The organism is Oceanobacillus kimchii X50 (assembly GCF_000340475.1).
Lineage (GTDB): Bacteria > Bacillota > Bacilli > Bacillales > Amphibacillaceae > Oceanobacillus > Oceanobacillus kimchii.
Window position 1 is genome coordinate 484,450 of the sequence record NZ_CM001792.1, and the last position, 25,294, is coordinate 509,743.

Annotated in this window: 26 protein-coding genes; 13 read left to right on the forward strand and 13 right to left on the reverse strand. The window is 34.5% G+C overall.

What is annotated here, in order from left to right; all coding sequences use genetic code 11:
• Positions 1 to 80: 80 nt before the first annotated feature.
• Together C794_RS02720 and pepT are read right to left on the reverse strand one after the other, a co-directional pair.
• Complete coding sequence (locus C794_RS02720; protein WP_017795611.1) at positions 81 to 1,103, reverse strand: D-alanyl-D-alanine carboxypeptidase family protein; 1,023 nt, start codon at positions 1,101 to 1,103, stop codon at positions 81 to 83.
• A 376-nt stretch (positions 1,104 to 1,479) separates the two neighbouring features.
• On the reverse strand, positions 1,480 to 2,715 hold the full coding sequence (gene pepT / locus C794_RS02725) for a peptidase T (protein ID WP_017795612.1): 1,236 nt from the start codon (positions 2,713 to 2,715) through the stop codon (positions 1,480 to 1,482).
• 115 nt (positions 2,716 to 2,830) lie between these two features.
• Here pepT and C794_RS02730 point away from each other — a divergent pair, with 115 nt between their 5' ends.
• The gene (locus C794_RS02730) at positions 2,831 to 3,676 is read left to right on the forward strand and encodes a sulfurtransferase (RefSeq protein WP_017795613.1); all 846 of its coding nucleotides are present in this window, start codon (positions 2,831 to 2,833) and stop codon (positions 3,674 to 3,676) included.
• Positions 3,676 to 4,245: a DNA-3-methyladenine glycosylase I gene (locus C794_RS02735; RefSeq protein ID WP_017795614.1), complete on the forward strand. Its 570-nt coding sequence runs from the start codon at positions 3,676 to 3,678 to the stop codon at positions 4,243 to 4,245. Before C794_RS02730 ends, C794_RS02735 begins: the two co-directional genes overlap by 1 nt.
• Positions 4,246 to 4,387: 142 nt before the next feature.
• On the opposite strand, the gene C794_RS02740 is transcribed toward C794_RS02735, so the two are convergent.
• Positions 4,388 to 6,217, reverse strand: a complete 1,830-nt coding sequence (locus C794_RS02740) for a methyl-accepting chemotaxis protein (protein WP_017795615.1) — start codon at positions 6,215 to 6,217, stop codon at positions 4,388 to 4,390.
• A gap of 170 nt (positions 6,218 to 6,387) precedes the next feature.
• Between C794_RS02740 and C794_RS02745 the strand changes: the two genes are divergently transcribed.
• Positions 6,388 to 7,212 (forward strand): aldo/keto reductase, encoded by an 825-nt coding sequence (locus C794_RS02745; protein WP_017795616.1) that lies wholly within the window; start codon positions 6,388 to 6,390, stop codon positions 7,210 to 7,212.
• 100 nt (positions 7,213 to 7,312) lie between these two features.
• Here C794_RS02745 and C794_RS02750 read toward each other — a convergent pair whose 3' ends face one another.
• Complete coding sequence (locus tag C794_RS02750; RefSeq protein WP_017795617.1) at positions 7,313 to 7,861, reverse strand: HD domain-containing protein; 549 nt, start codon at positions 7,859 to 7,861, stop codon at positions 7,313 to 7,315.
• Between the two features lie 374 nt (positions 7,862 to 8,235).
• Between C794_RS02750 and fni the strand changes: the two genes are divergently transcribed.
• From fni to C794_RS02790, 8 genes are all read left to right on the forward strand, one after another.
• Positions 8,236 to 9,285: a type 2 isopentenyl-diphosphate Delta-isomerase gene (gene fni / locus C794_RS02755; protein WP_017795618.1), complete on the forward strand. Its 1,050-nt coding sequence runs from the start codon at positions 8,236 to 8,238 to the stop codon at positions 9,283 to 9,285.
• Between the two features lie 120 nt (positions 9,286 to 9,405).
• The gene (locus C794_RS02760) at positions 9,406 to 9,864 is read left to right on the forward strand and encodes a DUF2188 domain-containing protein (protein ID WP_017795619.1); all 459 of its coding nucleotides are present in this window, start codon (positions 9,406 to 9,408) and stop codon (positions 9,862 to 9,864) included.
• 243 nt (positions 9,865 to 10,107) lie between these two features.
• Entirely contained in the window at positions 10,108 to 11,064 is a 957-nt protein-coding gene (locus C794_RS02765; RefSeq protein WP_017795620.1) for an ABC transporter permease, read from the forward strand.
• The gene (locus C794_RS02770; protein WP_017795621.1) at positions 11,051 to 12,007 is read left to right on the forward strand and encodes an iron chelate uptake ABC transporter family permease subunit; all 957 of its coding nucleotides are present in this window, start codon (positions 11,051 to 11,053) and stop codon (positions 12,005 to 12,007) included. Before C794_RS02765 ends, C794_RS02770 begins: the two co-directional genes overlap by 14 nt.
• On the forward strand, positions 12,004 to 12,780 hold the full coding sequence (locus tag C794_RS02775) for an iron ABC transporter ATP-binding protein (protein WP_017795622.1): 777 nt from the start codon (positions 12,004 to 12,006) through the stop codon (positions 12,778 to 12,780). The genes C794_RS02770 and C794_RS02775 overlap by 4 nt, the downstream gene beginning before the upstream one ends.
• A gap of 234 nt (positions 12,781 to 13,014) precedes the next feature.
• The gene (locus C794_RS02780; RefSeq protein WP_017795623.1) at positions 13,015 to 14,040 is read left to right on the forward strand and encodes a siderophore ABC transporter substrate-binding protein; all 1,026 of its coding nucleotides are present in this window, start codon (positions 13,015 to 13,017) and stop codon (positions 14,038 to 14,040) included.
• A gap of 169 nt (positions 14,041 to 14,209) precedes the next feature.
• Positions 14,210 to 14,923 (forward strand): DsbA family oxidoreductase, encoded by a 714-nt coding sequence (locus tag C794_RS02785; protein WP_017795624.1) that lies wholly within the window; start codon positions 14,210 to 14,212, stop codon positions 14,921 to 14,923.
• 179 nt (positions 14,924 to 15,102) lie between these two features.
• Positions 15,103 to 15,822, forward strand: coding sequence for a SurA N-terminal domain-containing protein (locus tag C794_RS02790; RefSeq protein WP_017795625.1), 720 nt, complete (start codon positions 15,103 to 15,105; stop codon positions 15,820 to 15,822).
• A 57-nt stretch (positions 15,823 to 15,879) separates the two neighbouring features.
• Here the strand turns inward: C794_RS02790 and hisC are convergent, their stop codons facing one another.
• The 9 genes from hisC to hisZ are packed head-to-tail and all read right to left on the reverse strand — an operon-like array spanning position 15,880 to position 23,388.
• Positions 15,880 to 16,944, reverse strand: coding sequence for a histidinol-phosphate transaminase (hisC, locus tag C794_RS02795; protein ID WP_017795626.1), 1,065 nt, complete (start codon positions 16,942 to 16,944; stop codon positions 15,880 to 15,882).
• Positions 16,937 to 17,584, reverse strand: coding sequence for a bifunctional phosphoribosyl-AMP cyclohydrolase/phosphoribosyl-ATP diphosphatase HisIE (gene hisIE / locus C794_RS02800; protein ID WP_017795627.1), 648 nt, complete (start codon positions 17,582 to 17,584; stop codon positions 16,937 to 16,939). The genes hisC and hisIE overlap by 8 nt, the downstream gene beginning before the upstream one ends.
• Positions 17,581 to 18,345, reverse strand: a complete 765-nt coding sequence (gene hisF, locus C794_RS02805; RefSeq protein WP_017795628.1) for an imidazole glycerol phosphate synthase subunit HisF — start codon at positions 18,343 to 18,345, stop codon at positions 17,581 to 17,583. The genes hisIE and hisF overlap by 4 nt, the downstream gene beginning before the upstream one ends.
• The gene (hisA, locus tag C794_RS02810; RefSeq protein WP_017795629.1) at positions 18,335 to 19,057 is read right to left on the reverse strand and encodes a 1-(5-phosphoribosyl)-5-[(5-phosphoribosylamino)methylideneamino]imidazole-4-carboxamide isomerase; all 723 of its coding nucleotides are present in this window, start codon (positions 19,055 to 19,057) and stop codon (positions 18,335 to 18,337) included. The genes hisF and hisA overlap by 11 nt, the downstream gene beginning before the upstream one ends.
• Positions 19,054 to 19,659 (reverse strand): imidazole glycerol phosphate synthase subunit HisH, encoded by a 606-nt coding sequence (gene hisH, locus C794_RS02815; protein ID WP_017795630.1) that lies wholly within the window; start codon positions 19,657 to 19,659, stop codon positions 19,054 to 19,056. The genes hisA and hisH overlap by 4 nt, the downstream gene beginning before the upstream one ends.
• A gap of 13 nt (positions 19,660 to 19,672) precedes the next feature.
• Entirely contained in the window at positions 19,673 to 20,257 is a 585-nt protein-coding gene (gene hisB / locus C794_RS02820; RefSeq protein WP_017795631.1) for an imidazoleglycerol-phosphate dehydratase HisB, read from the reverse strand.
• Positions 20,223 to 21,533, reverse strand: coding sequence for a histidinol dehydrogenase (gene hisD / locus C794_RS02825; RefSeq protein ID WP_017795632.1), 1,311 nt, complete (start codon positions 21,531 to 21,533; stop codon positions 20,223 to 20,225). Before hisD ends, hisB begins: the two co-directional genes overlap by 35 nt.
• A 5-nt stretch (positions 21,534 to 21,538) precedes the next feature.
• Positions 21,539 to 22,165 (reverse strand): ATP phosphoribosyltransferase, encoded by a 627-nt coding sequence (gene hisG, locus C794_RS02830; RefSeq protein ID WP_017795633.1) that lies wholly within the window; start codon positions 22,163 to 22,165, stop codon positions 21,539 to 21,541.
• 5 nt (positions 22,166 to 22,170) lie between these two features.
• Positions 22,171 to 23,388, reverse strand: coding sequence for an ATP phosphoribosyltransferase regulatory subunit (gene hisZ / locus C794_RS02835; RefSeq protein WP_017795634.1), 1,218 nt, complete (start codon positions 23,386 to 23,388; stop codon positions 22,171 to 22,173).
• 116 nt (positions 23,389 to 23,504) lie between these two features.
• On the opposite strand from hisZ, the gene C794_RS02840 reads away from it, so the two are divergent.
• Both C794_RS02840 and C794_RS02845 read left to right on the forward strand, forming a co-directional pair.
• Positions 23,505 to 24,311 carry a histidinol-phosphatase HisJ family protein gene (locus tag C794_RS02840; RefSeq protein WP_017795635.1) on the forward strand — a complete coding sequence of 269 codons (807 nt, stop codon included), beginning with the start codon at positions 23,505 to 23,507 and terminating at the stop codon, positions 24,309 to 24,311.
• Positions 24,312 to 24,422: 111 nt separating this feature from the next.
• Positions 24,423 to 25,238 carry an alpha/beta hydrolase gene (locus C794_RS02845; protein ID WP_017795636.1) on the forward strand — a complete coding sequence of 272 codons (816 nt, stop codon included), beginning with the start codon at positions 24,423 to 24,425 and terminating at the stop codon, positions 25,236 to 25,238.
• Positions 25,239 to 25,294 lie beyond the last annotated feature (56 nt).

Here is a 25,294-nt window from a genome sequence, read left to right on the forward strand (position 1 = left end):
GGTTACATATTTTTTCTTACTCCTCTATATTAGCAAAATCTACAATGAAAACGCCCTCTAATTTAGAGGACGTTTACGAATTATTTCTCCAAATATTCTTCTAAAGTAATGTTTTGATTCATGATTTCTTCTGCTGCTTTTTGCCCTACATATCGTAAATGCCAAGGTTCAAATTGATATTTAGTAATTTCTTCTTTACCTTCTGGGAACCGAATTATAAAACCATAGTTCGTAGCATTTTCTTTTACCCATTTTCCTTCTTTTGTTTCACCAAATTCTGTTTCTAGACTAAAGTTAACTTCCGGACTTGTTACATCCATAGCCAGTCCCGTTTGATGTTCACTTTCTCCAGGACGAGCACTATACTTGTTTGCGTGCTTTTCACCATTTTCAGCGGCATTTGCTGCAAAAATAGTATCCTGGCGGTCGTATGATCGGTATCCAGATTGTGCATATAGCTCTAAGCCTTCTTCTTGTGCATCAGCAAACAATTCTTCTAATGCGTCAGCGGCAGCTTGGCGCATATATTTTTTTGGAATGTCCTCAATGAAAGGGAAAGGAACATTTGGTATAACTAAATCATCTGGAATATAGTCCGCAGGCAATGAAAAATCTTTATTAACAAGAACTAACTGATCATATGGGTTTGAAATAACTTCTGTACCTGCATCTGTAAACGCAGGTTCTGTCGGTGCTGGTAGCCCCTTACCTGGTTTATATGTCTTCTCGGATTGAATGACTTCCTCTATTTTTTGTTTGGTGTCTTCATCGTATATCCCAGAGACCAATAAATCTTCTTGTTGTATTTGAAAATCAGTTATAGCCCAAGTCACCTGTTCGTTATAGTTACCTTGATCAGAAAAGCTGTACCCTAACTGTTCGAGAAAATACTGAAGTGCAACTACCTGTTCTCCTTGATCTAGTTTTTGTAGAGGAGTTTTGGGTAACTTTTCATATTCTTGATTAGCTGTTACATCTTCTTCATCTGACGGATTCTCTGAATTATTTTGAGAAGATGAATTGGTATCATCATTAGATTGGCATGAGGTCATGAAAAATAGTAGTACACCGATCAATAGCAACAACCAAAGCAAACGTTGCATAATTAACGCTCCTAACTCTTACTATGTCATTTTCTGTTTCGAGGTGTGAAAGTGTGCGTAAAATTTATTCGACTAGCCTAAAATAGGATAAGGACATTCACACCCTGATAAGTCTTCATTATCATTATTACAGAAGTAAAAAACCAACGATTATGGAAGGCTCACTTTATATATATTTTGTTAATTTGTAAATAGAAATAATTAATTTTGCAGATTATATCTTCTCACATTTTTATGAGGTTGAGTAGCTAAAACTATAAGTAAGTAATTTCTGAATTTATAGCAAATTAAAGAGGGTTAGTTGATTTAGTGAAGGGTTTTGTTTTGAACCAGTGGCAAGTTAATTACCACTGATTCAAAACTAGAGGTAGCTTGATTAGTCTTTGAATTTCTCGGCAAATAGTTTAGCAATACCAATAATCGTTTTCGTGGATTTTTCCATATTTTGAACAGATATATATTCATATTTACCATGGAAATTCTCTCCACCGGTAAAGATATTTGGAGTTGGTAACCCCATATATGAGAGTTGGGATCCGTCCGTTCCCCCACGTACTGGTTGAATAATAGGATCGATATCTAATTGTTTCATAGCTTCACTAGCTATATCGACAATTTCTTTTACTGGCTCAATTTTCTCGCGCATATTATAATACTGATCTTCCATTTCCACTTGAATAGCATTCTCTCCATATTTACGTTGCAAGTCAGTAGCGAATTTTTGTAATGTCGCTTTTCGAGATTCGAACTTATTACGGTCATGATCACGTATAATGTAATAAACTTTGGTTTTCTCTACATCACCTTCGATAGATATTAAATGATAAAACCCTTCATATCCCTCTGTATGTTCGGGTGAATCCTGATCGGGAAATTTTGAGATAAATTCAGCAGCAATCTTCCCTGAATTGATCATTTTATTTTTTGCAGTTCCGGGGTGAACACTATTTCCGGTAAAAGTGATTCTTGCTGCTGCTGCATTAAAGCTTTCGTATTGAAGCTCTCCTAATGGCCCACCATCGATGGTATATGCGTATTTAGCGTTGAAACGAGTAACATCAAATTTGTGTGGACCACGTCCAATTTCTTCATCCGGTGTAAATGCAATACGAATGGTACCATGTTCTATTTCTGGATGTTGGATGAGGTACTGCATAGCTGTCATAATTTCAGCAATTCCTGCTTTATTGTCAGCTCCTAAAAGTGTTGTACCATCGGTAGTAATTAATGTATGCCCTTTATAGGTAAGAAGCTCTGGGAATTCCTTAGTAGAAAGTATAACTTGAAGTGTTTCATTTAAGACAATATCTCCGCCATTATAATCAATGATTTGCGGATTAACATTCTTACCAGTAAAATCCGTAGCAGTATCTACATGGGCAAGAAAACCTATTGTCGGGATATCATTGTTCGTATTTGCTGGTAATGTAGCCATGAGATATCCATATTCATCTACTTCGATCTCTTGCATTCCAATTTCTTTAAGTTCATTTTGGAGATAGTGAATTAAATCCCATTGGCCGGGAGTTGATGGCGTAGTACTAGATTGATCGTCAGATTGCGTGTCTATTTTCGCATATGTAATTAATCGATTGATAAGTTGTTTTTGCATATCGTATCTCCTCTTCGTTTTTTCTATTAGTTTACCATATATTGATTATTTAGATATCTGTAAATTATTTTATAAAATGATATGATAGTAAATAAATAGTTGCAGGAGGGATAGTATGAAAAATTTAATTAGTGTACAGCGGTTGATGCGTAGATTTTCGCAAAATCATATTGTAATTGTGGATGTACGATTTAATTTAAAAGATCCCGATGCTGGACGTAAAGCGTATTTGAAAGAGCATATACCTGGTGCAATTTATATGGACTTAAATAAGGATTTATCTGGAAAGGCAGGTAAACACGGAGGTAGCCACCCTCTACCAGATTGGGATTTATTTACAAATAAACTAGGGCAAATAGGGGTAACGAATGAAACAACGGTTGTAGTCTATGACCAAGGAAATGACATGTTTGCACCTCGATTCTGGTGGTTAATGGATTATGTAGGGCATGATAAAGTTTATATTCTAGAAGGTGGATTAGATCAATGGAAAGAAGAAGGAGGAGCGGTAACAACAGAAGTTCCCTCTTTAAATCCAGTCACTTACCAGCCTAAATTAAAACAAAATCGTACAGTCGATATGAAGGAAGTGCGCGATAAGATTTCTAATGGCAACACGATATTAATCGACTCACGTTCTTATTCAAGATATTTAGGAGATGAGGAACCATTGTACCGAAGAGCAGGACATATACCTGGAGCGGTTAATTATTTTTGGAAAGATGTTCTTACGAAAGATGGTAGAAGGTGGAAAGATAAAGAGCAGTTAGAAACCTTATTTGCTAATCTTTCAAAAGACGATGAAATTATTGTGTCTTGTGGCTCTGGAGTATCTGCTTGTCCAAACATACTTGCGTTAGAGACAGCAGGATTTCATAATGTGAAACTGTACCCTGGTAGTTTTAGTGATTGGATATCTTATGATGATAACGATGTGAAAGTAGGAGAGGAGGCCCCGTAATGTTAGGACGTTGTGGTTGGGTTACCGATGAACCTATCTATATTTCTTATCATGATGAAGAATGGGGAGTTCCTGTTTATGAGGATGACCGATATTTGTTTGAAATGTTGTCTTTAGAAGGAGCTCAAGCAGGGTTAAGTTGGATAACGATACTTAAAAGACGAGAAAATTATAGAGAAGCATTTGACCATTTTTATCCGGAAATAGTAGCAACTTATTCAGACGAAAAAGTCGAGTCATTACTGTTAAACGAAGGTATTATTCGAAATAAGCGAAAGATAAGCTCAGTGATTAATAATGCGCATAAATGTATTGAAGTGGCCAAGGAATTTGGCTCTTTTCATAAATATATTTGGAGTTTTGTAGATGGGCAACCAATTTTAAACACGTGGGAAGATGATAAAGAAATTCCTGCTTATACTGATCTTTCTGAAAAAATGAGTAAAGATATGAAAAAGAGAGGGTTTCGCTTTGTAGGCCCAACCATTTGTTATTCATTTATGCAAGCTATTGGAATGGTTAATGATCATACAAAACAATGCTTTTTATACCATGGCAAAAATCAATAAAATAGCAAGGAAAACTTGTAAAGGTGAATTCTTCATGTTTACAATATAAAACCGAACTACAATCCAGGCATGATATACTCCTTCTTGAATTTTTACTTTAGCGAAGTAGATTAGAGACTGGAAAATAGTTCGGTTATTTATTTTATTTGAGTTTAAATACTTGTAATTGATTATTTAAATCAATTGCAAGTTCTGCTAGACTGTTGGCACTGCCTGCCACTTCTTCCATTGAGCTAGAAGTCTGTTGAGCAGCAGCAGATGCTTGTTCCACACCAGCAGCAGACTCTTCTGAAGTCGAGGCGATTTCTTCAATAAGTTGATTCATATTGGTACTATTTTCAACGATATTTAATAAATCTGATGTAATATGTTCAATTTTACTTACCATATCATTAACGCCATGTTGAATTGTTTTAAAGTTATCTCCAGTTGATTCGATTTGGGTTGTTCCTTCTTGAACTTCTTTGTAACCATTATTAAGGGAACTAACAACTTCTTTCGTTCCATCTTGGATATTGGAAACAATAGTGGTGATTTCACCAACAGAATTAGATACTTGTTCAGATAGTTTTCGAACTTCATCTGCTACAACTGCAAATCCACGTCCATGTTCACCGGCTCTTGCAGCTTCTATGGCAGCATTTAAAGCTAGCAAGTTCGTTTGTTCAGAGATATCTTTAATAACGGATATCAGATTCGATATATCTCTTGATTGTTGATCTAGACCTTTTACTTTGTCTACAGAAACTTTAACAATTTCATCGATTCGATGCATTTGCTTCATAGAATTTCGCATTAAAGCAGTTCCTTGATTCGTTTGTTCTAACATCTTTTCTGTTGTACTTGTAATTTCATCTCCATTTTCACGAGACTTGTTTACTACCTCTACAAAGCCTGACATTTTTTCGGATAAGTCTGAAGCACCATTGGCTTGTGTTTCTGCACCGGCTGATAATTCTTCCATTGTAGCTGCTACTTGTGAATTACCTTCTTTTACTTCCGTTGCAGCTTGGGTAAGATGATCGCTTCGTTCTAATACGGAACTACTTGCTGAAGATACCTTCGTTAGAATAGCTTTCATATTATCTTTCATTTGATTCACAGAAGCACTTAATTGGCCAATTTCATCTTTACCGTTATATTTCATATGGGTTGCGGTTAAATCCCCAGCTGCAACTTTAGATGTGATTTGTACAACTTGTTTCAGATTTCTGGAAATTTGAACACTAACTATACTAAAGATAGTTACTCCTATAGCGATGGTGATTAAGTTTGCCATTGTTAGTGTTGATGAAATTCGATCCATACTATTTTCTGCAGCTTCTGAAGCCTTAGTTTGAGCTTGTTCTTTTTCTGATATCAATTCATTAATTATATCAACATTGCTTGTACGGAAACGATAAGTTGTTTCTCTTAGTGTATTTGCCATTATATTATCATTGTTCTCTATTGATGGAATTACCTTTTCTTCAAATGTACTGTTGATTGTATCATCAGACCGTTTTAACTGACTTATTTTAAAATATTCATCTTCCGTTTTTAAAAACTCTTCGACTTCAATTATTAGTTGATCTACTTGACTCTTATATTCATTAAATCTATCAACATATAAATTATTGCTCGTTAGTAGGTAGTCTGCAATTTGTATATCTTTACCTTGAATTGCTAGTGATAGTTGATTGAGTGTACTTACCTGTTCGCTATATGTATACACTGCTTCAGTGTCTTCTTTAGATTGTTTAACTTCTTGATTCACAAAAAACCAAGCACTGAAAGTGAAAAAGATAACAACTAAAAATGATAATAAATATTTGTTTCCTATACTTAAATTATTAAAGGCTTTTATATTAATGGAAAACTTCCGCTTTGATGTTTCTTTATTATTTTTCCATTTTATGAATGAAAATGGAGATGATTTTTTCTTTTTTATATTATCTTTAGGTTTAATCTTTTTGTTCTTAAAAAATTTCATATTTTCCCCCGCCCGTTTATATGTTTTCTTTAATATCGGTAAATAGGTAGAAAGTATGAAGGGAATTGTTAAAAATTTATGAAAGATTTGATATTATAAGCCTAATTAATCGTATGTAACTATGGAATAAAGTATAATAATAGACACTTTATATGAAAGGGATGAAAAGTATGGAGTATGTAACTTTAAATAATGGTTTAAAAATGCCACAACTAGGTTTTGGGGTTTGGAAAGTACCCAATGAAGAAGTTGTTTCACCAGTAGAACACGCTTTAAAAGTCGGATATCGATCACTTGATACAGCAAAAGTATATGGAAATGAAGTTGGAGTAGGAGAAGCCATATCTAATAGTGGGATACCACGTGAAGAAATGTTTATAACTACAAAAGTGTGGAATAGTGATCATGGCTATGAAAATACATTAAAAGCGTTTGATGCTAGTTTAGAAAAATTAGGTTTAGACTATGTCGATCTATACTTGATCCATTGGCCAACTCCAAACTTTGACCAATATGTAGAAACATATAAAGCTTTAGAAACGTTATATAAAGATGGAAAAGTTAAAGCAATTGGTGTATGCAATTTTGATATTGAGCACTTAGAAAGAATTCTTAATGAATGCGAAGTAGTGCCGGTACTTAATCAAGTAGAATGTCACCCGTATTTACAACAAAAAGAGCTCCGAGGTTTTTGTGAGAAACACAATATCTATGTAGAGTCATATAGTCCATTAATGAATGGGAAAGATGTGCTTCAAAGTGAAGAACTACAAAATTTAGCAGGAAGAAAAGGAAAAACGGTTGCCCAAACGATTCTCCGTTGGCACTTGCAATCTGGAATGATTGTTATTCCTAAATCCGTTACACCTAATCGCATTGAAGAAAATCTAGATGTATTTGATTTTGAACTAACGGATGCTGAAATGCAGGAGATTAATGAATTGGATAGGAATGTAAGAAGTGGTGCACTACCAAGTGAAATGAATGTGAGATAAGTAATGAGACTCAGCAACAGTCTAAAATGTATAGACATTATTTGAAATAATAAAAACACCTCCGAAATGTTACAAAGAAATATGTACAAAATCGGGGGTGTTATTTTTGAGGAAATACACGGTCGACAGCATTTTCATACTCTGAAAAATAACCTGGTACTTCTGATTTATCCAATCCAGCATACATATATTTAACAATCGATTGATTATACCATTTTTGTTGTTCATACCCTGCATTAAAATTTGCCCAAATGGCTTCTCCTAGAATTTGATATTCTTTTTCAAGTTCAAGTAAATTGTCTAATTTATCAGCGATAATCAAATATTTTACTTCTTTAGGGGCGTTTTGAATGCTATATATTGTGTGTTGTTTTCTTTCTTTCCAAGTCTTAGATTTATCTTCTGTATGAGCAGCTACAAGTTGTGCGATTTCATTACCGAACTCATGTTGAATGTCATCGATTGTTACAGGAGTATCTTCAACAACATCATGTAGATAGGCTGCACAAACGAGTGAGTCCGAACTGCCTTCTAGCTCAAGCCTTTGGGCAACACGGATTGGATGTGTGATATAAGCTTCATCAGAATTCTTTCTAGTTTGTCCTTGATGCGCCTTTGTAGCAAAATTTTTTGCCTTCTCTTTTAACATAGCTTCCTCCGAATATAGATGTTTAGTATTAATAGAATATGAAACAGAATAAGTTTGTGTTCAATTATAATTATCAATTAATTCAGTTAAATTAATTTATTCTATATTTAATAGTATCTTAATTGCCGAAAGGATACAATCAAATTTTAAAAGAAGAGGTAAGTTATCAAATTGAGATTCAGTGGTATTAATAATTCAATTTTATATTACCGGTAGTGAATACATATCTTTAAATCGAATTAGTTTATATACGAATATATTTCATTTACGTTGAAATAGGAGAGTTGTTTTTCTTAGGAAAGCTCTTTCTTTATTTTCAGTACATAAACCATTACACTAGAGGTAATGATATAACATTAGCGGAGGTCACATCAATGGAAAAAGGAATTAACCAACGTAAGACAGAGCATATACGCCTTTGCCTTACTGGAGATGTAGAAGGAGTAAATAAATCTACAGGATTAGAGGGCATTAACTTTATACATAACGCATTACCAGAGATTGATTTTGCAGACATTTCTTTGGATTCAAATTTCTTAGGGAAACAATTAAAAGCGCCGTTCTTGGTAAGTTCGATGACTGGTGGATCGGAACTAGCGACAACTATTAATCAGAATCTTGCTATTGCTGCAGAAGAGAAAGGATGGGCATTAGCAATTGGTTCAACAAGGGCTTTCTTAGAAAGTGATCAACATAAAGATTCATTTCTAATCAGAAATCAAGCGCCTACTGCACCATTAATTGTTAATATTGGAGCTGTTCAATTAAATTACGGCTATGGTCCAGAAGAGTGTCAAAGAATTATTGATAAAACCAATGCAGATTCTATTGTTCTTCATCTAAATAGTCTACAAGAAGCGGTTCAAGATGGAGGGGACCTTAATTTTAAAGATTTACTACCAAAAATAGAGCAAGTCTGTAAACAAGTAAATGCTCCAGTGGGAGTTAAAGAAGTAGGTTTTGGTATTGACGGTGAAGTAGCAAGACGCTTGTATGATGCAGGTATTTCCTACATTGATGTAGCAGGTGCTGGAGGTACATCTTGGAGTCAGGTGGAAAAATTACGTTCCAAAGATCCATTAAATAAAGCAGCTGCAGAAGCATTCAATAGCTGGGGAAATCCAACAAAGGATTGTCTTGTTTCTGTTCGTGGAGAATTACCTGAAGTACCATTAATCGCAAGTGGAGGAATGAAAACAGGTTTGGATGCAGCGAAAGCAATTACGATTGGAGCTGATATCGTAGGCTTTGCAAGACATTTATTGAAAGCTGCAATGGAAACACCAGAAGATGTTATCCAAACAATGGAACAGCTAGAGTTAGAACTGAAAATGACGATGTTTGGAATTGGGTCTGTTAATTTAGAAGAATTAAAAAATACTTCACGAGTAACTATTATGGGACAATCATTAATGGATAAGTAATATGGCGAGTTATGAAAGGGAATCCCCCTTTTATGGCTCTTTTTTATATCTTAATTTATGATGAAATTGATTTAAATACATAAGAATAGGGAAGTCAATATAAAAAAGGAGTGAAGATGTATGGTGTGGACAATGCAAGATTATCCAAGTTCAATGAAGAATCTTGATAAAGTTACAAGAAAAAAAGCGATTGATATTGCAAATTCCATGATTGATGATGGTTACAAAGAAGGGCAAGCAATTCCAATAGCAATTGAACAAGCAAAAAATTGGAAGCAAAATGCATCACAAAGCGAAATAGATACGTATCATGATCAAGGTAGTCCGACTAAACGATCGGAAGAAGGAAAACAATCGACAAGTAATCCAGAGCGATTAGAAGAAGGCGAAGAAGTTTATAAGCATGAAGATGGTTGGGCAGTTGCATCCGTTGGTTCTGATATAGCAAGTGAAGTATTATCGACAAAAGAAGAAGCCGTAGCAAGAGCAGTAGAAATTGCACGTAAGAAAGCAACTTCACTAACCATCTATAAAGAAGATGGCTCTAAAGAAGAACAGCGTTCATACGCTGACCAATGATATAAGCATTATACAGAACAAAAAATAGCAGTATAAGGGATAAATATCCTTTTACTGCTATTTTAATTTTCTTGATTATTATCCATATATGTATAATTGGTTCTCTATAACACTAATTTTCTAATGTTGTTTTGAGTAAAGTAGGTTGATTTTACACCAAGCCTTATATATAATTAAAACCGTACTTAGTAATGATAATCATTTTCAATTAAGTCGAAATATACTAGGATATGAGGATTACTTATGAAGTTATGGATATTAATTATTTTTACTGTAATCTTATCATTTGTCTCTCTTTTCATAGGAGCAATTGATATTAAGGTAACGGATTTACTAGATTGGGAGTCTGATAAGATCCAAACATTTCTCATCAGTCGAGTACCTCGTTTAATGGCAATTATATTGGCAGGAGCTGGAATGAGTATTGCCGGTTTAATTATGCAATCACTTAGCAGAAATAAATTTGTTTCACCAACTACTGCTGGTACATTAGATGCAGCTAAGCTCGGAATTTTGATATCCATGTTGTTTTTTACAAATGTTACATATACACAACAAGTGGTCTTTAGTTTCGCGTTTGCATTAATTGGAACTTTCGTCTTTATGCAAATTTTAGATCGTATTAAATTTAAAGACGCAATATTTGTTCCGTTAATTGGTATCATGTATGGGAATATTTTATCTTCTATAACAACGTTTTTTGCATATGAGGCAGACCTTCTCCAAAATATATCATCTTGGTTAATGGGGAGCTTTACATTAGTAATTGCTGGTCGATATGAATTGTTATATGTGAGCGTTCCAGCTGTCATATTAGCATATATATACGCTAATAAATTTACAGTAGCAGGTATGGGTGAAGAATTCGCAAAAAATCTAGGATTGAGTTATAAAGTTGTACTGAATATCGGGCTTGTACTTGTAGCTATTATCTCAACAACTGTTGTACTTACTGTTGGAGTTATACCGTTTTTAGGGTTAATTGTTCCAAATATTGTTTCTCTATATTTAGGAGATAACTTACGTAAAACGATTCCACATACAGCGGTAATGGGAATTGCGTTCTTACTAGTATGCGATATTATTGGGCGTATTGTGGTACATCCGTTTGAGATCCCTGTGAACGTAACTGTAGCAGTTATTGGTAGTGCGATCTTCTTAATTATGTTGTTTAGGGGGAGAGCATATGCGAAAAAATAGTACGAAGTTGGTATTTTTAGCCGTAATAGGATTACTCTGTATTTTGTTTTATGCTTTTTATGATATTAAGGGTGGTTTTGACTATGCCTTCCCTAGAAGAATGAACCGAGTTCTTGCAATGGTAATAACAGGTATTGCTATTTCTTATGCGACAGTTATCTTTCAAACTGTTACTCGAAATCGAATTTTAACACCATCGGTAATGGGAATAGATTCCATGTATGAAGTAGTTCAAACACTGATTTATTTCTTTGCAGGTTCTATGTCGATGTGGGTCTTGAATAAGTACTTAAACTTTGGAGCAGCATTATTGGCAATGGTTCTTTTTGCATTCCTTTTATATCGCTTCTTATTCAGAGCGGATAAGCATCCAATTTATTTATTATTATTAATAGGAATGATTATAGGTACATTTTTAGGAAGTTTTGTAACGTTCCTACAAGTGCTAATTGATCCAGTCGAGTATTTAGGATTGCAATCACTATTATTTGCTAATTTTTCTAGAGTAAATGTTGAAATTTTATATATTGCTGTAGGGATCCTGCTAATTTCATTTATATTAGGCTATTTTATGTTAAATAAACTAGATGTAATGTCGCTAGGTCGAGAAAATTCAATTAATCTAGGTATTAAATATGATCGAATGGTAATGCAAGTACTAATTTTATCATCTATACTAATTGCTACTTCTACTGCTTTAGTAGGACCAATTACATTTTTAGGGTTAATTGTAGCGAATTTAGCTTATCAATTTTTAGCCTCCTACAAACACTCTGTTTTAATTTTGGGATCTAGTTTAATTAGTATAATTGCACTGGTAGGTGGTCAATTTCTTGTTGAGCATATTTTTGAATTGCGAACGACGTTAAGTGTAATTATTAACTTTGTTGGTGGGATTTACTTTATTTACTTATTATTAAAAGAAAGTAGGTCGTCAAAATGATAGAAATGAAAGCTTTGACTAAGAAATTCGCAAAAAAGAAAGTTGTTGATGATGTATCGGTAACGATAAAACCAGGGACAATTACATCTTTCATAGGACCGAATGGAGCTGGTAAATCTACATTATTGTCCATGGTTAGTAGATTACTGGACTCTGATTCAGGGGAAGTGTTATTGGATAAAAATGAAGTCAACAAATGGAAGTCCAATGAATTTGCGAAAAGAGTAGCTATATTACGGCAAGCAAATTTTATTAATGTAAAGCTTACTGTACGTGAGTTAGTATCATTTGGACGTTATCCATACTCGAAAGGCCGTTTAACGAATGAAGATCAACAATATGTTGATCAAGCGATTCAATATATGAATCTGGCAGAGATGGAAGATCAGTTTTTAGACGAATTATCTGGCGGACAAAAACAAAGAGCTTTTATTGCCATGGTTATAGCACAAGACACGGACTATATTCTTCTTGATGAACCATTAAATAATTTAGATATGAAGCATTCTGTACAAATTATGAAGATCTTACGTAAACTTGTTGATGAATTGGGTAGAACGGTAGTCATCGTTTTACATGATATTAACTTTGCATCTGTATACTCTGATCAAATTGTTGCGTTGAAGGATGGAAAGCTTGTAAAAAATGGACCAACCAATGAAATAATTAACTCTACTGCCTTAAGAGAAATTTATGATATGGATATACCTATTCAAGAACAAAATGGATGTCGTATTTGTGTTTACTTTAATTCACATACAGAAGTAAATTAGGATATCTATTTAAAAATTGTACCTAGAGAGAAGTATTTAATTTTGATCTTTTCTCTAGGTTTTTTATAAGACAATAAATAAATATGTGACAAAAATTTAAAATAATATTACAAAGGAGTAATATTTATGTTGACGGGAGTCTAAAAGGTAATTATAATAAGAAATATATTAATTGATAATGATTATCATTATTAATTAAATACATAGTACATACACAGAAGAGGAGAGAAGTACATGAAGAAATGGCAATTAGCTATAGCACTTATAGTTTTAGCTTTAGTATTAGCAGCATGTGGATCAGATGAGGAAAATGCTTCTGAAGAATCTACTGATAGTAATGCATCAGAGGAAACTACAGAAGAGGATGAGAACGCTGCATATCCGATGACGGTTTCTCCAACTGTATCTTCATCAGAAAGTAGAGATGGTGGTAGCTATACTTTTGAAGATGTTGAATTTGAGTCTATGCCAGAAAACATTGTCGTGTTTGATTATGGTATGTTAGATACATTAGATACACTAGGTGTAGAAGGAATTGTTGGGGTACCAAAAGATTCTACACTTCCAGAAAATCTTTCGGATTATGAATCAGATGAGTACGCAAACATTGGTACATTAAAAGAACCACGTCTTGAAGAAATCGCTTCATTAGAACCAGATGTGATTTTCATTTCTGGACGTCAATCAGCTTTCTATGATCAATTAAAAGAAATCACTCCGAACGTTATTTTTATCGGAACACAACAAGATGACTATTGGAATACGTTCTTAAAATCGGTAGATATTGCTGCGAAGATGTTTAATAAAGAAGAAGAAGCTCAAGAATATCTTGATAAATATGATGCAGCTCTAGCAGAATTAGAGGAAAAAGCAGGCAATTATGAAACAAGTCTTGTAACGATGTACAATGAAGGAAATCTATCAGGATTTGCAACAAATTCAAGATTTGGATACATTTATGACCTATATGGATTTGAGCCTGTAACGGAAGATATTGAATCTTCTTCTCACGGTTCTAACTTTGGTTTTGAAGCAATTCTTGATCTCGATCCACAAGTACTATTCGTCATTGATCGTACTGCAGCAGTTGATGGAGATTCCAACATTGAATCTGACCTAGAAAACGATATTATTAAACAAACGGCAGCTTATGAGAATGAAAACATTATTTACCTAGATGGACCTCTTTGGTATCTAGGTGGTGGCGGATTACAATCTGAACTGGATAAGATTGATGAAGTCCTTAATGAATTAAAGTAAATAGTTTATAAGGGAATCCGAACTTATTTCACATTATTTGTGAAGCAAGTTCGGATTTTTTGCGTTTTGATAATATTAGGGTATAGCTATCAAAAAATCTGATGAAACAAGTAATTTTTCCTTTTACATACGGTTGTGCTACAATTACGTCTAGAAAAGGGGGCTTTTGATGAAAATAGAAGTTTGGTCTGATTTTGTATGTCCATTTTGCTATATTGGAAAAAGAAGACTAGAGAAAGCATTAAATAAATTTGAACAAATTGATAAAGTTACAATAGAGTATAAAAGTTATCAATTAGATCCAAGTGCAAAACATATCCCAGGTAAAAATTTTTATGATACATTTTCTGAATTAAAGGGAGTTCCGCTTGATCAAGTAAAAAACATGAATCGTCAGGTAAAGGAACAAGCATCTGAGGTTGGTTTAGATTATAACTTTGATGATATGAAATATTCGAATACATTCGATGCTCATCGTGTTGCCAAGCTTGCAACAATGCGAGGCAAAGGGAAAGAAATAACGGAACGACTCCTGTATGCTTATTTTACAGAATCAGAATTACTAAGTGATCATCAGACTTTAATCAGATTAGCAGAAGAAGTAGGATTAAAAACCTCCGAAGTGCAAGAAGTGATGAACACTGAAAAATTTAGTAATCGGGTTAATGAAGATATTGATACAGCACGTCAAATTGGAGTCCAGGGAGTGCCTTTCTTCGTATTTAACGAAAAGTATGCAGTGTCCGGAGCACAGCCTGAAGAAGTATTTCATGAAGTGCTAACCAAAGTATGGCAAGAGGAGAAAGAAAATCCTAAATTGAAGACAATTCATACTGGAAATAGTGAAACTTCATATTGTACAGATGAAGACTGCGGTTGTTAATAACGTATTTAATTTTTATCGTAAAAGTAAGTAAAATTTGTTATCAAACTGTAACCAAATGCTTGTTTTTCCCGTTATAAGGCGATTTGTATTTATTACAGATAATTCTGACATTTGATAATGGAAATGATGTATGATTGAATGAAACCAGACTTACTTAAGAAATGAGGGATGTAGCGATGAAAAAATGGACGCTATTGATAATATTAAGTTTAACCATGTTCCTTGTAGCATGTAGTGATGATGAAGCAGAAAGTGATGAACAAGCTAATCAAGCTGAAAATCAAGAGGATCAAGCGCAACAACAAGAGCCCTTAGAAATCTCAGATGAAGAAGTTGTTAATGAGGGTGAATCTGTTGTAGTCGTAAATGGTTCAGAAGTTAATGGAACTACGTACAACGCTGCATATTCTCTTGTGAAATCAATGATGCATCAGTCTGGACAAGATACAAGTGATTTAGATGCATTAAAGGATCAAACAGTAGATTTTCTTGTTGAACAAGAATTAATGCTTCAAGAAGCGAATAATGTAGGAATTGAAGTAACAGATGAAGAATTAGAAGAAGAATTGAAAGCATATAAAGAGAGTGCAGATGAAGGACAATTCAATACGATGCTAGAGCAATTAAACATGACGGAAGAAAACTTTAAGAATCAACTAAGATATGATTTGACAACGATGGAATATGTAGAACAAGAATTTGAAGTAGAAGTGACAGACAAAGAAGTAGAAGAACTCTACAATCAAATGACAGAACAAAGTGAAGGAGAAGCTCAAGAACTTTCTGAAGTAGAAGATCAACTAAGAGCTTCTATAGAACAACAAAAACAACAGCAACAATATGCTCAAAAGGTAGAAGAACTTAAAGAATCTGCGGAGATTGATAAAAAGATTTAAGAATAAAGACAGAAGCACCCATCTAACACTTTTTTACTAATAAAACCATCGCTAACATTACGGCGATGGTTTTATTATGTGGTCAATTTTCTTTAGAAGCTTATCTATTTGTTCAGGTGTACCAATTGAAATACGCAAGAAATTTTCCAGACCGGGTTTTTGAAAATACCGTACAAGGATCCCTTGTTTCTTTAATTTTTGATATAATATTTCAGCGTTTACCTCTTTATGAGATACAAGCAAGAAATTAGCTTGTGACGGGAGAATGTCGAAATGTCTTGCTTCTAATTGCTTTTTTAAATAAGATCTAGATTCAATAATCTTACTAGTAGTTTGCTGAAAATACTTATTATCTTTTATTGCTTCGATGGCACCTGCAATAGCTAATCGATCAACAGTATAGGAATTAAATGAATTTTTTATTCTTTCTAATCCATTTATTAGTTCAGGATTACCGATGGCAAATCCAATACGCAATCCTGCAAGTGAACGAGACTTTGACATGGTTTGGATAACAAGTAAATTCGGAAAGGTATCAATTAATGATACTGCACTCTCCTTTGCAAAATCGATATATGCTTCATCAATAATCACCACATGGTTAGGGTTATTTTCAATTATTCGCTTAATTTCTTCTAATTCTAAGTAAATTCCAGTTGGAGCATTAGGGTTAGGAAATATCAACCCACCGTCGGAATCATAAAAATGCTCCACAGGTATCGTATAGTCGTCATTTAACTGGATTTGCTCAAAAGATATATTAAATAACTTTGCATAGACTGGATAGAAACTATAAGTGATTTCTGGATATTTGATCCTTTTTCCTGGCTCAAAGAATGCCATGAAACTAAAAGCAAGTACCTCATCAGATCCATTTCCAATAAATATATGATCTTGACTTAGCCCATACATATTTCCAATTTCGCTTCTTAATTCATCAATTGTTGGGGAGGGGTACAACCTCAAGTTTTTAGACTCTTTATCTATAGCTTGGATTACTTGGTTAGACGGTGGGTATGGATTTTCATTTGTATTTAATTTGATAATCGTCTCATCATTTAACTGTTCTCCGGGAATGTATGGATTCACTTGTCTAGCTAAAGAGCTCCAAAATTTACTCACGTTGTTGGCCTTCTTTCTCGACATGACGTTTATATAGCTCTTTTTTAATATCTTCTAAAGTGACTCCTTGTTGTTCCATAAGTACTAGTGAGTGATATAAAAGATCTGACAACTCGCTTGTTAATTCTTGCTTATCCTCGTTTTTAGCAGCTATAACAACTTCCGCAGCTTCCTCCCCAATTTTTTTTAAGATTTTATCTACCCCTTTTTCAAATAGATAAGAGGTGTATGCACCTTCTACCGGATGTTCATGCCGTTCCTTAATTTTAGAGGTCACTTGAGGGATAATTTGAAACAACGCAACATTATTTATATACAAATCTTCATAAAAACAGCTTTCTTCGCCTGTGTGACATGCTGGACCTTGTGCTTCTACAAGTACAAGAAGTGCATCTGCGTCACAATCAGAGTAAATTTGTTTTACTGTTTGTTTATTTCCTGAGGTAGCCCCTTTATTCCAAAGCTCTTGTCTTTTTCTAGAATAAAACCACGTTTCGTTTGTTTCGATTGTTTTGGTGATAGAATCGCTATTCATATAAGCTAAAGTTAATACCTGTCCAGATCGATATTCTTGGACAATTGCGGGTATTAATCCATTCTCGTCAAATTGTAATTTCTCGATGGAGATCGTTTTGGTCATTTCGTATTCCTCCTTACTGGAATTTCCTGTTCATTTAAATATGTTTTCAGTGCTGGTATTTTAATTTCACCATAGTGAAAAACAGAAGCTGCTAGAGCGGCATCTATTCCTTGTGAAAGCACTTCTGAGAAATGTTCGATGTTTCCAGCTCCGCCACTTGCAATTACTGGTATATTTACTGCTGTTGCTATTGCTGTCGTTAAGGGAAGGTTGTAACCATTTTTTTCTCCATCTGCATCCATAGCATTCACAACTATTTCACCAACACCATAAGCTTCACCTTTCTTAGCCCATTCAATAGCATCCATTCCGGTATCTTTTCTACCTCCATTGATAAAAACATTCCATTTTCCAGATGCCACCTCTTTTGCATCAATAGATAGGACTGTACATTGACTACCGAATTTTTGTGCTGATTCGAAAATAAGATCAGGACGTTGAACAGCTGCACTATTTATCGATACTTTATCAGCTCCAGAACGGAGTACTTGATGAATATCTTTGGTAGTACGAATACCCCCACCTACCATAAAAGGGATGGCGATTTCTTTTGCAACTTTTTCAACAACGTCTAAAAATATTCCCCGTTGTTCGTTAGATGCTGTAATATCATAGAAGACAAGTTCATCAGCACCTTCATTGTTATAGCGTTTTGCTAATTCAACCGGATCAGCAACATCTTGTATATTTTGAAATTTCTTCCCCTTTACTACCCGTCCATTATCAACATCAAGGCAAGGAATAATTCGTTTAGCGAGCATCCATTTCACCTTCCAATATGTCTTGTAATTTTATGGAACCGTCATAAAGTGCTTTTCCGATAATTGCACCGTAGAGATTCATACTTTCAAGTTGTTGAATATTTTCTTTTGTAGTAACTCCTCCAGAAGCAATAATGTTCATGGTAGTAGCTTGTTGTACAGCTTCTAGTTCTTGGAAGTTAGGACCGCTCATCATTCCGTCTTTTAAGATATCCGTGTAGATAATTGTTTTTACTCCAATGGTTTCTAATTGCTGGATAAAAGGAATTGCTTCAATCGTACTGTTTTTTGTCCAACCATCCGTAGCAATAAAGCCTTTTCTGGCATCAATCGATACTGCAATTTGCTCAGTGTATCTTTCAACGGCAGTTTGTAAAAAAGCAGAATCTGTTATCGCTGCTGTTCCAAGAATCACTCGACTCACACCTGCTTGAATATATTTGTCAATGACTTCGAGCGATCGAATGCCTCCTCCTACTTGAATTGGAATAGAGAGCGTTTGGGCCACATCTTGGATAATTTTGACGTTAATTGATTCCCCTGACTTTGCCCCATCTAAGTCTACAGCGTGTAAATATTCAGCACCGGATGCTTCCCATTCTTTCGCCATTTTAACAGGTGAGTTGCTATAGATTGTTTCTTGATTATAGTCGCCTTGCCTTAATCGAACACATTTACCATTTCGAACATCAATTGCTGGAAAGATAATCATACAATCATCTCCTCATATCTTTTTAGTAATTCAATTCCAAATTCTCCGCTTTTCTCCGGATGAAATTGCATACCAGTTATATTTCCTTTTTGAACGATAGCTGGAATGAGCTGTCCATATTGAGAACTAGCAAGTAATGTACTTTCCTCGTAAGAAGAAACGGCATAGGAGTGGACGAAATATACATAGGGATTTTCTAGCTTTGATTCAAATAATGGGGAAGCTTGTTGAATGTCTAATGTATTCCAACCCATGTGTGGTACTTTAACTTCACTTGAGATTCGTGTAATGGAACCTTTTAACAACCCTAGGCCTTCCCAATCACCATTTTCAAGGCTTTGTTCATAAAATAGTTGCATACCTAGACAAATTCCTAATATTGGTTTTCCTTTTTGCGCTTCTTCTTGTAGAACTGTATCTAAATGAAGCTGACGTATTGCTTCCATTGCATCTTTGAATGCTCCGACCCCGGGTAAAATAATCGAGTCTGCTTGTTTGATTTCCGCTACATCTGTTGTAACAATGGAACGTTTATTTAATTTATCTAATGCAAATTGAAGACTTTTTATATTTCCTGCTCCATAATCAATAATTGCAATCAATGTTATAGCCTCCCTATAAACTTCCTTTAGTTGAAGGTATTCCTTTTTGATTTGGATCGATGGAACAACCTTGGCGGATAACGCGCCCAAATCCTTTAAAAATCGATTCAATAATATGATGAGAGTTAACTCCGTATAATAGATTAATATGGAGTGTTACTTGAGCGTTGCTTGCAAAAGCTTGAAAAAATTCTAATACTAACTCTGTATCAAAGGTACCTACTTTTTCTTTTAATCCTTCCACGTTGTACACGAGGTAAGAACGTCCACTTATATCTAATGCAATCGAAGACAATGCTTCATCCATCGGGCTCATGACATTGGCATAGCGGGTGATTCCTTCTTTATTACCTAAAGCTTCACGTAATGTGTGACCGAGCACAATCCCAATATCCTCCACAGTGTGGTGTTGATCTACTTCTAAATCTCCGTTACATGATATATCTAAATTTATACCGCCGTGTTTTGCGAATAGTGTTAGCATATGATCTAAGAAACCAATGCCTGTTTGGATAGTAGAAGTTCCTTCGCCATCTAGTTGTAGAGATAAGTTAACGGATGTCTCATTGGTTTTTCTGCTTAAAGATGCTTTGCGCATGGTTATTCTCCTTTCGAATACGAATTGCATTTGCATGAGCTGTTAATCCTTCAGCTTCGGCTAGTGTAATTATTGTATCTGCAGCTTCTTCTAACTTGTTTTTAGAGTATTGGATTAGACTCGTTTTTTTAATAAAATCGTAGACCCCAAGAGGAGAAGAAAATTTAGCTGTGCCGTTGGTTGGTAATGTATGACTAGGACCAGCTAAATAATCGCCTAATGGCTCACTTGAATAATTACCAATAAATATTGCACCAGCATGTTTAATTTTTGTGCTGATTTGTTCTGGGTCAGTAGTCATTAATTGTAAATGTTCTGGTGCCAGTTGGTTAATAGTGTCGATTGCTTCTTTATTGTTCTCACAAATGATGATCTTTCCATTTTGAGATATAGAAGCATCAATGATTTCTTTTCGTTCTAATAAAGGGATTTGTCGATTTACTTCCTCCTGCAATAATTTTGCATAGGAACGATCATTTGTAATGCAAATAGAAGTTGCTTCTTCATCGTGTTCGGCTTGTGAGAGTAAATCTGCTGCAACATAGGAAACGGGAGCATTGGAATCTGCAAAAATACAAATCTCACTTGGACCGGCTATCATATCAATCGCTACATCTCCATATACCCATTTCTTCGCCCGGGTAACATATATATTTCCTGGACCTACAATTTTATCGACACTAGGAATAGTTTCGGTTCCGTAAGTAAGTGCTGCAATTGCTTGAGCTCCTCCAACTTTATAAACCTTGGTAACTCCCGCAATTTTTGCTGCTGCCAAGACTACTGGATCTATTTCGCCATTTTTATTAGGTGGAGAGGTAATGATAATTTCCTTAACACCGGCGACTTTTGCTGGAATTGCATCCATTAGTACCGTAGAAGGGTAGCTTGCTTTTCCACCAGGAATATAGATACCAACACGATCAAGGGGAGTTACTTGTTGACCTAGTTTTACTCCTGTCTCTGGAGTAATTGACCAGTCGAATTCTATCATTTCAGATTGATAGCGTTGGATATTTTGAGCTGCGATTTCTAAAGCATCTAATAATGTTGAATTTACTTTTTTGATCGCTTTTTCCCATTCATCACTCGTCACCTCGAATGAATTTAGATTTACTTGATCAAATTGAAGTGTATATTGCTTTAATGCTTCATCTCCCTGTATTTGTACTTGTTCAATAATGCGGAGGACATCTTGATCGACTTGTTTGTTTCGACTACTAGACGTTTTTTTAGCCTGTTGCTGCTTCCATTGATGTAAAGAAAGTATTTTCATATTTTTCACCCCACTACTGTACTTAATCGATTAATAATGTTTTGAATTTCAGTAGAACGTGTTGCAAAACTAGCTTTATTAACGATAGCTTTTGTACTTATTGTCTCGATATCTTCAAGAATTTCTAAACCATTTTCTCTTAATGTATTTCCTGTTTCGACAATATCTACAATATAATCTGCCAATCCAATAAGGGGAGCAAGTTCAACAGATCCATTTAATTTAACGATATCTATCGATTGATTTTTTCTACCAAAGTATCGTTTAGCAACAATTGGATATTTTGTTGCAATAGTGATTTCATTATCGGAAGAAAGAGAAACACCCTGCTTAGCTGCAATAGAGAATTTACATTTACCAATGCCTAGGTCTAGTAACTCGTAAACTTCTGCTTGGGATTCGATGATATTATCTTTACCGACAATACCAATATCAGCAGCACCTTTTTCCACATAAATAGGTACATCCATTCCTTTTAGAAAAATGACCCGTACAGATTGATCTTCATTGTAAAATACAAGTTTTCTTGATGAAGCATCAAGTTCTTCGAATATTAAACCAGCATTTTGGAGTAACTTAATGGTTTGTTTCGCTGGTCTTCCTTTTGCAAGAGCTATAGTAACTGGTTGCATCATATTCACCCCTTTTTTAATACATGTTGTAGTATTTGATCAATGGATAAAAATGTTGTTTGTTGTTTTGAGTTCTTAAATTGGTAACTACCAGAGTCTACTTGTATGATGTTAAATGCTTTTAATTCGGACGATACTTCTGTGGGTTGTATAATGACTTTTTTATTTGCTTGACGAATTTTTCTTGCTAGTAAGAATGCATCTTGTCGACAATTAGTTCGATACTTAATAAGGAAATCTGCTTGTTTAATTAATGGGTCATCGCCTTGAGTAATTACAGTTAATAACTTATCGACTTCAAAAGCAAAACCTACTGCTGGTATTTCATTTTCAAACTGTAAACTGAGATGATCATAACGCCCCCCCATTAAAATAGGCTGACCGATGTGTTCTGTAAAACCTTGAAAAATAATACCAGAGTAATAATTCATATTATTAATTAAGCCAAGATTAAACGAAATATATTCTTTCATTTGATAGTCTTTTAATAATGAAAAGACTTTGAATAATGTGTCGACAACTTGTTGCATTTTTTTATTGGTTACTAACGCTTGAGCCCTTTCAATTACTATCGATGGATCTCCATATAACATTGGAATCAGTTCTATTTTTTGTTTTAAGTCTTGATCGATGGATAAATGATCCAGAAAGCTTGATGTTTCAGACATGTTTTTGGATTGAATTAACGCATGCAAAGTTTGTTGTTCATGAGAATTCAGATTTGCCTGTGCAAGTAATTCTTTATAGATACCAGAATGGCCAATTTCTAATTTAAAAGGAGCAATCTTTAAATCTTTTAAACTATCAATTGCAAGAGCGATAACTTCAGCATCGGCTTCTGGGCTTTCATCTCCAAAGAATTCAACGCCTGCTTGTGTGCGATATGCTTGTTGAGTTTCGTTATACCGAAATATATCGAGAACATATGAAAAACGGTGATAGTGATTATTCATATCTGCTTCTACATATTGTCGGGTTATGGGTATGGTTACATCCGGTCTTAATACAAGTACTTTACCCGATGGATGAATCACTTTTACCATATCATCTTGATGAACGGTTCCTTGTACATTGCTATACATATCATAATCTTCAAAAAGAGGTGTTTCGATTTGGTCATATCCATACGTATAAAAACGATTTTGTATTTGTTTAATTACATTCGATTTTTCTAGAAAACCTTCAGGAAAGGATGTTCGATTACGGAAATTGTAATTTCTCATCATATACCCCTTTAATAATTATTTCTTTAATAATTTATCGCTTTATCGCTTTATCTAATTAAAGTTATATAGTATTATATAAATAATCAGAAAAAATGTCAATGGAGGGTTTAAAAATGTTCGATTTTCATATGCATAGTAATTTTTCCGCGGACGGCGATTTTGAAATGGAAGCAATGGTGCAATCTGCTATAAAAAAAGGGCTTAAAGAAATTTGCTTCACAGATCATTTAGATATAGATTATCCAGATAAAGATTGGGATTTTACATTTGATCCGAATAGATATACAAAGGAAATTGAACAATTACAAAGCAAATATCAAAGCCAAATAACCATCTTAAAGGGTGTAGAAGTTGGGGTGCAACCGCATGTATTAAATGAGACTGCGAATTTTGTAAACATTTTGCAGCCTGACTTTGTTATTTGTTCTATGCACGCAACTATGGAAGCAGACTTGCATTCTGGTGATTTTTTTCAGAATAAAACAGTAGAGACTGCTTACCGCCAATATTATGAAGAGTTATATGAATGTATTAAGAAGTTTGATTCATATCAAGTGTTGGGACATGTTGATTTAGTGAGGCGATATACGAAACAGTCAAGTAAAGATGAATGCTTCGACGTTCTTGAATCTATATTGGAACTTGTAATTAATCAGGGTAAAGGCATTGAATTAAACACTTCAGGATTTAAATATGGTTTAGAGGCAGGACTTCCAAGTAAAGAAATATTAGAACTGTATCGTCAATTGGGAGGGGAGATATTAACAATTGGTTCGGATGCTCACCGCCCAAACGAAATTTCACAAAGTTTCCACGATTCATTGGAACTACTGCAATTAGTTGGCTTTACCCATATTACTTCATATGAGAATCAGAAACCAAAGTTCACTTCTATTGAAGATGTAAAAAAGATTTATTGAAAATAATCGAATTGGTGTTTGTGTTTGTGAAGGAATGGTATAATAACGTGAAGAAATTAAACCTATTACATTCGAAGTGAATGTTGGTACAGTTATAAAGGAAGATAAATCGTGGGTAAAAAGTCAATCATCAGCTTAGTAGTCGGCATAGTTATATTAATAGGTGCGGCAATATTTATGTTCTTATATCCAGGTAATACTCGTTCTGAAATTTACGAGGGAGAGCCAACTGTATTTATTCATGGATACAAAGGTACAGAGCACTCCTTTGGGTTCATGTTGGATCGGTTCGAAAATAAATATGGTTGGGGAAATAAGGGATTTGTCTATTATGTGACGAAAGATGGTCAAGTACTGGATTATAATTTAAATAAAGGAAGATATGCTCCTACATTTGTACAAATAGTATTAGAGGATAATCGGGCTAGTTTTGCTGATAGTGCGCAATGGATTTCTTCAGTACTACTGCATATGCAGTCAACGTATAATATAGATCGGGTTAATTTAGTGGGGCATTCAATGGGTGGAATTATTGCTTTAAAGTATACGATGGAGTTTGCATCACAAGGATATCCGGAAGTGGATAAGCTTATAACCATTGGTAGTCCTTTTGATGGTATATATAGTGAGGAGTATTTCCAAATTCATAATGACGAGGCCGCAGAAGACTTAAAACCAGGATCAAATGCGCTTCAGCTCTTACAGACAATGACATTTCCAAGCGATGTAAAAGTATTAAATATTGCAAGTACGGGGGATTCTGTAGCCGTGCCACAAAGTGTAGGAACTTTACGAAGTATTATACCACCGGAGAATTTTAAAGAAGTGATTATTGAAAATCAAGAACTAGGGCATAGCGGTTTGCATGAGAGTGTGAAAGTCGACAAATTGATTCATTCTTTTTTGTGGCAGGAATCAGATGAATAACTTACAATAGAATAAGATTTAAAATGGACACATGTTAAACCGTAATTGAATGATTA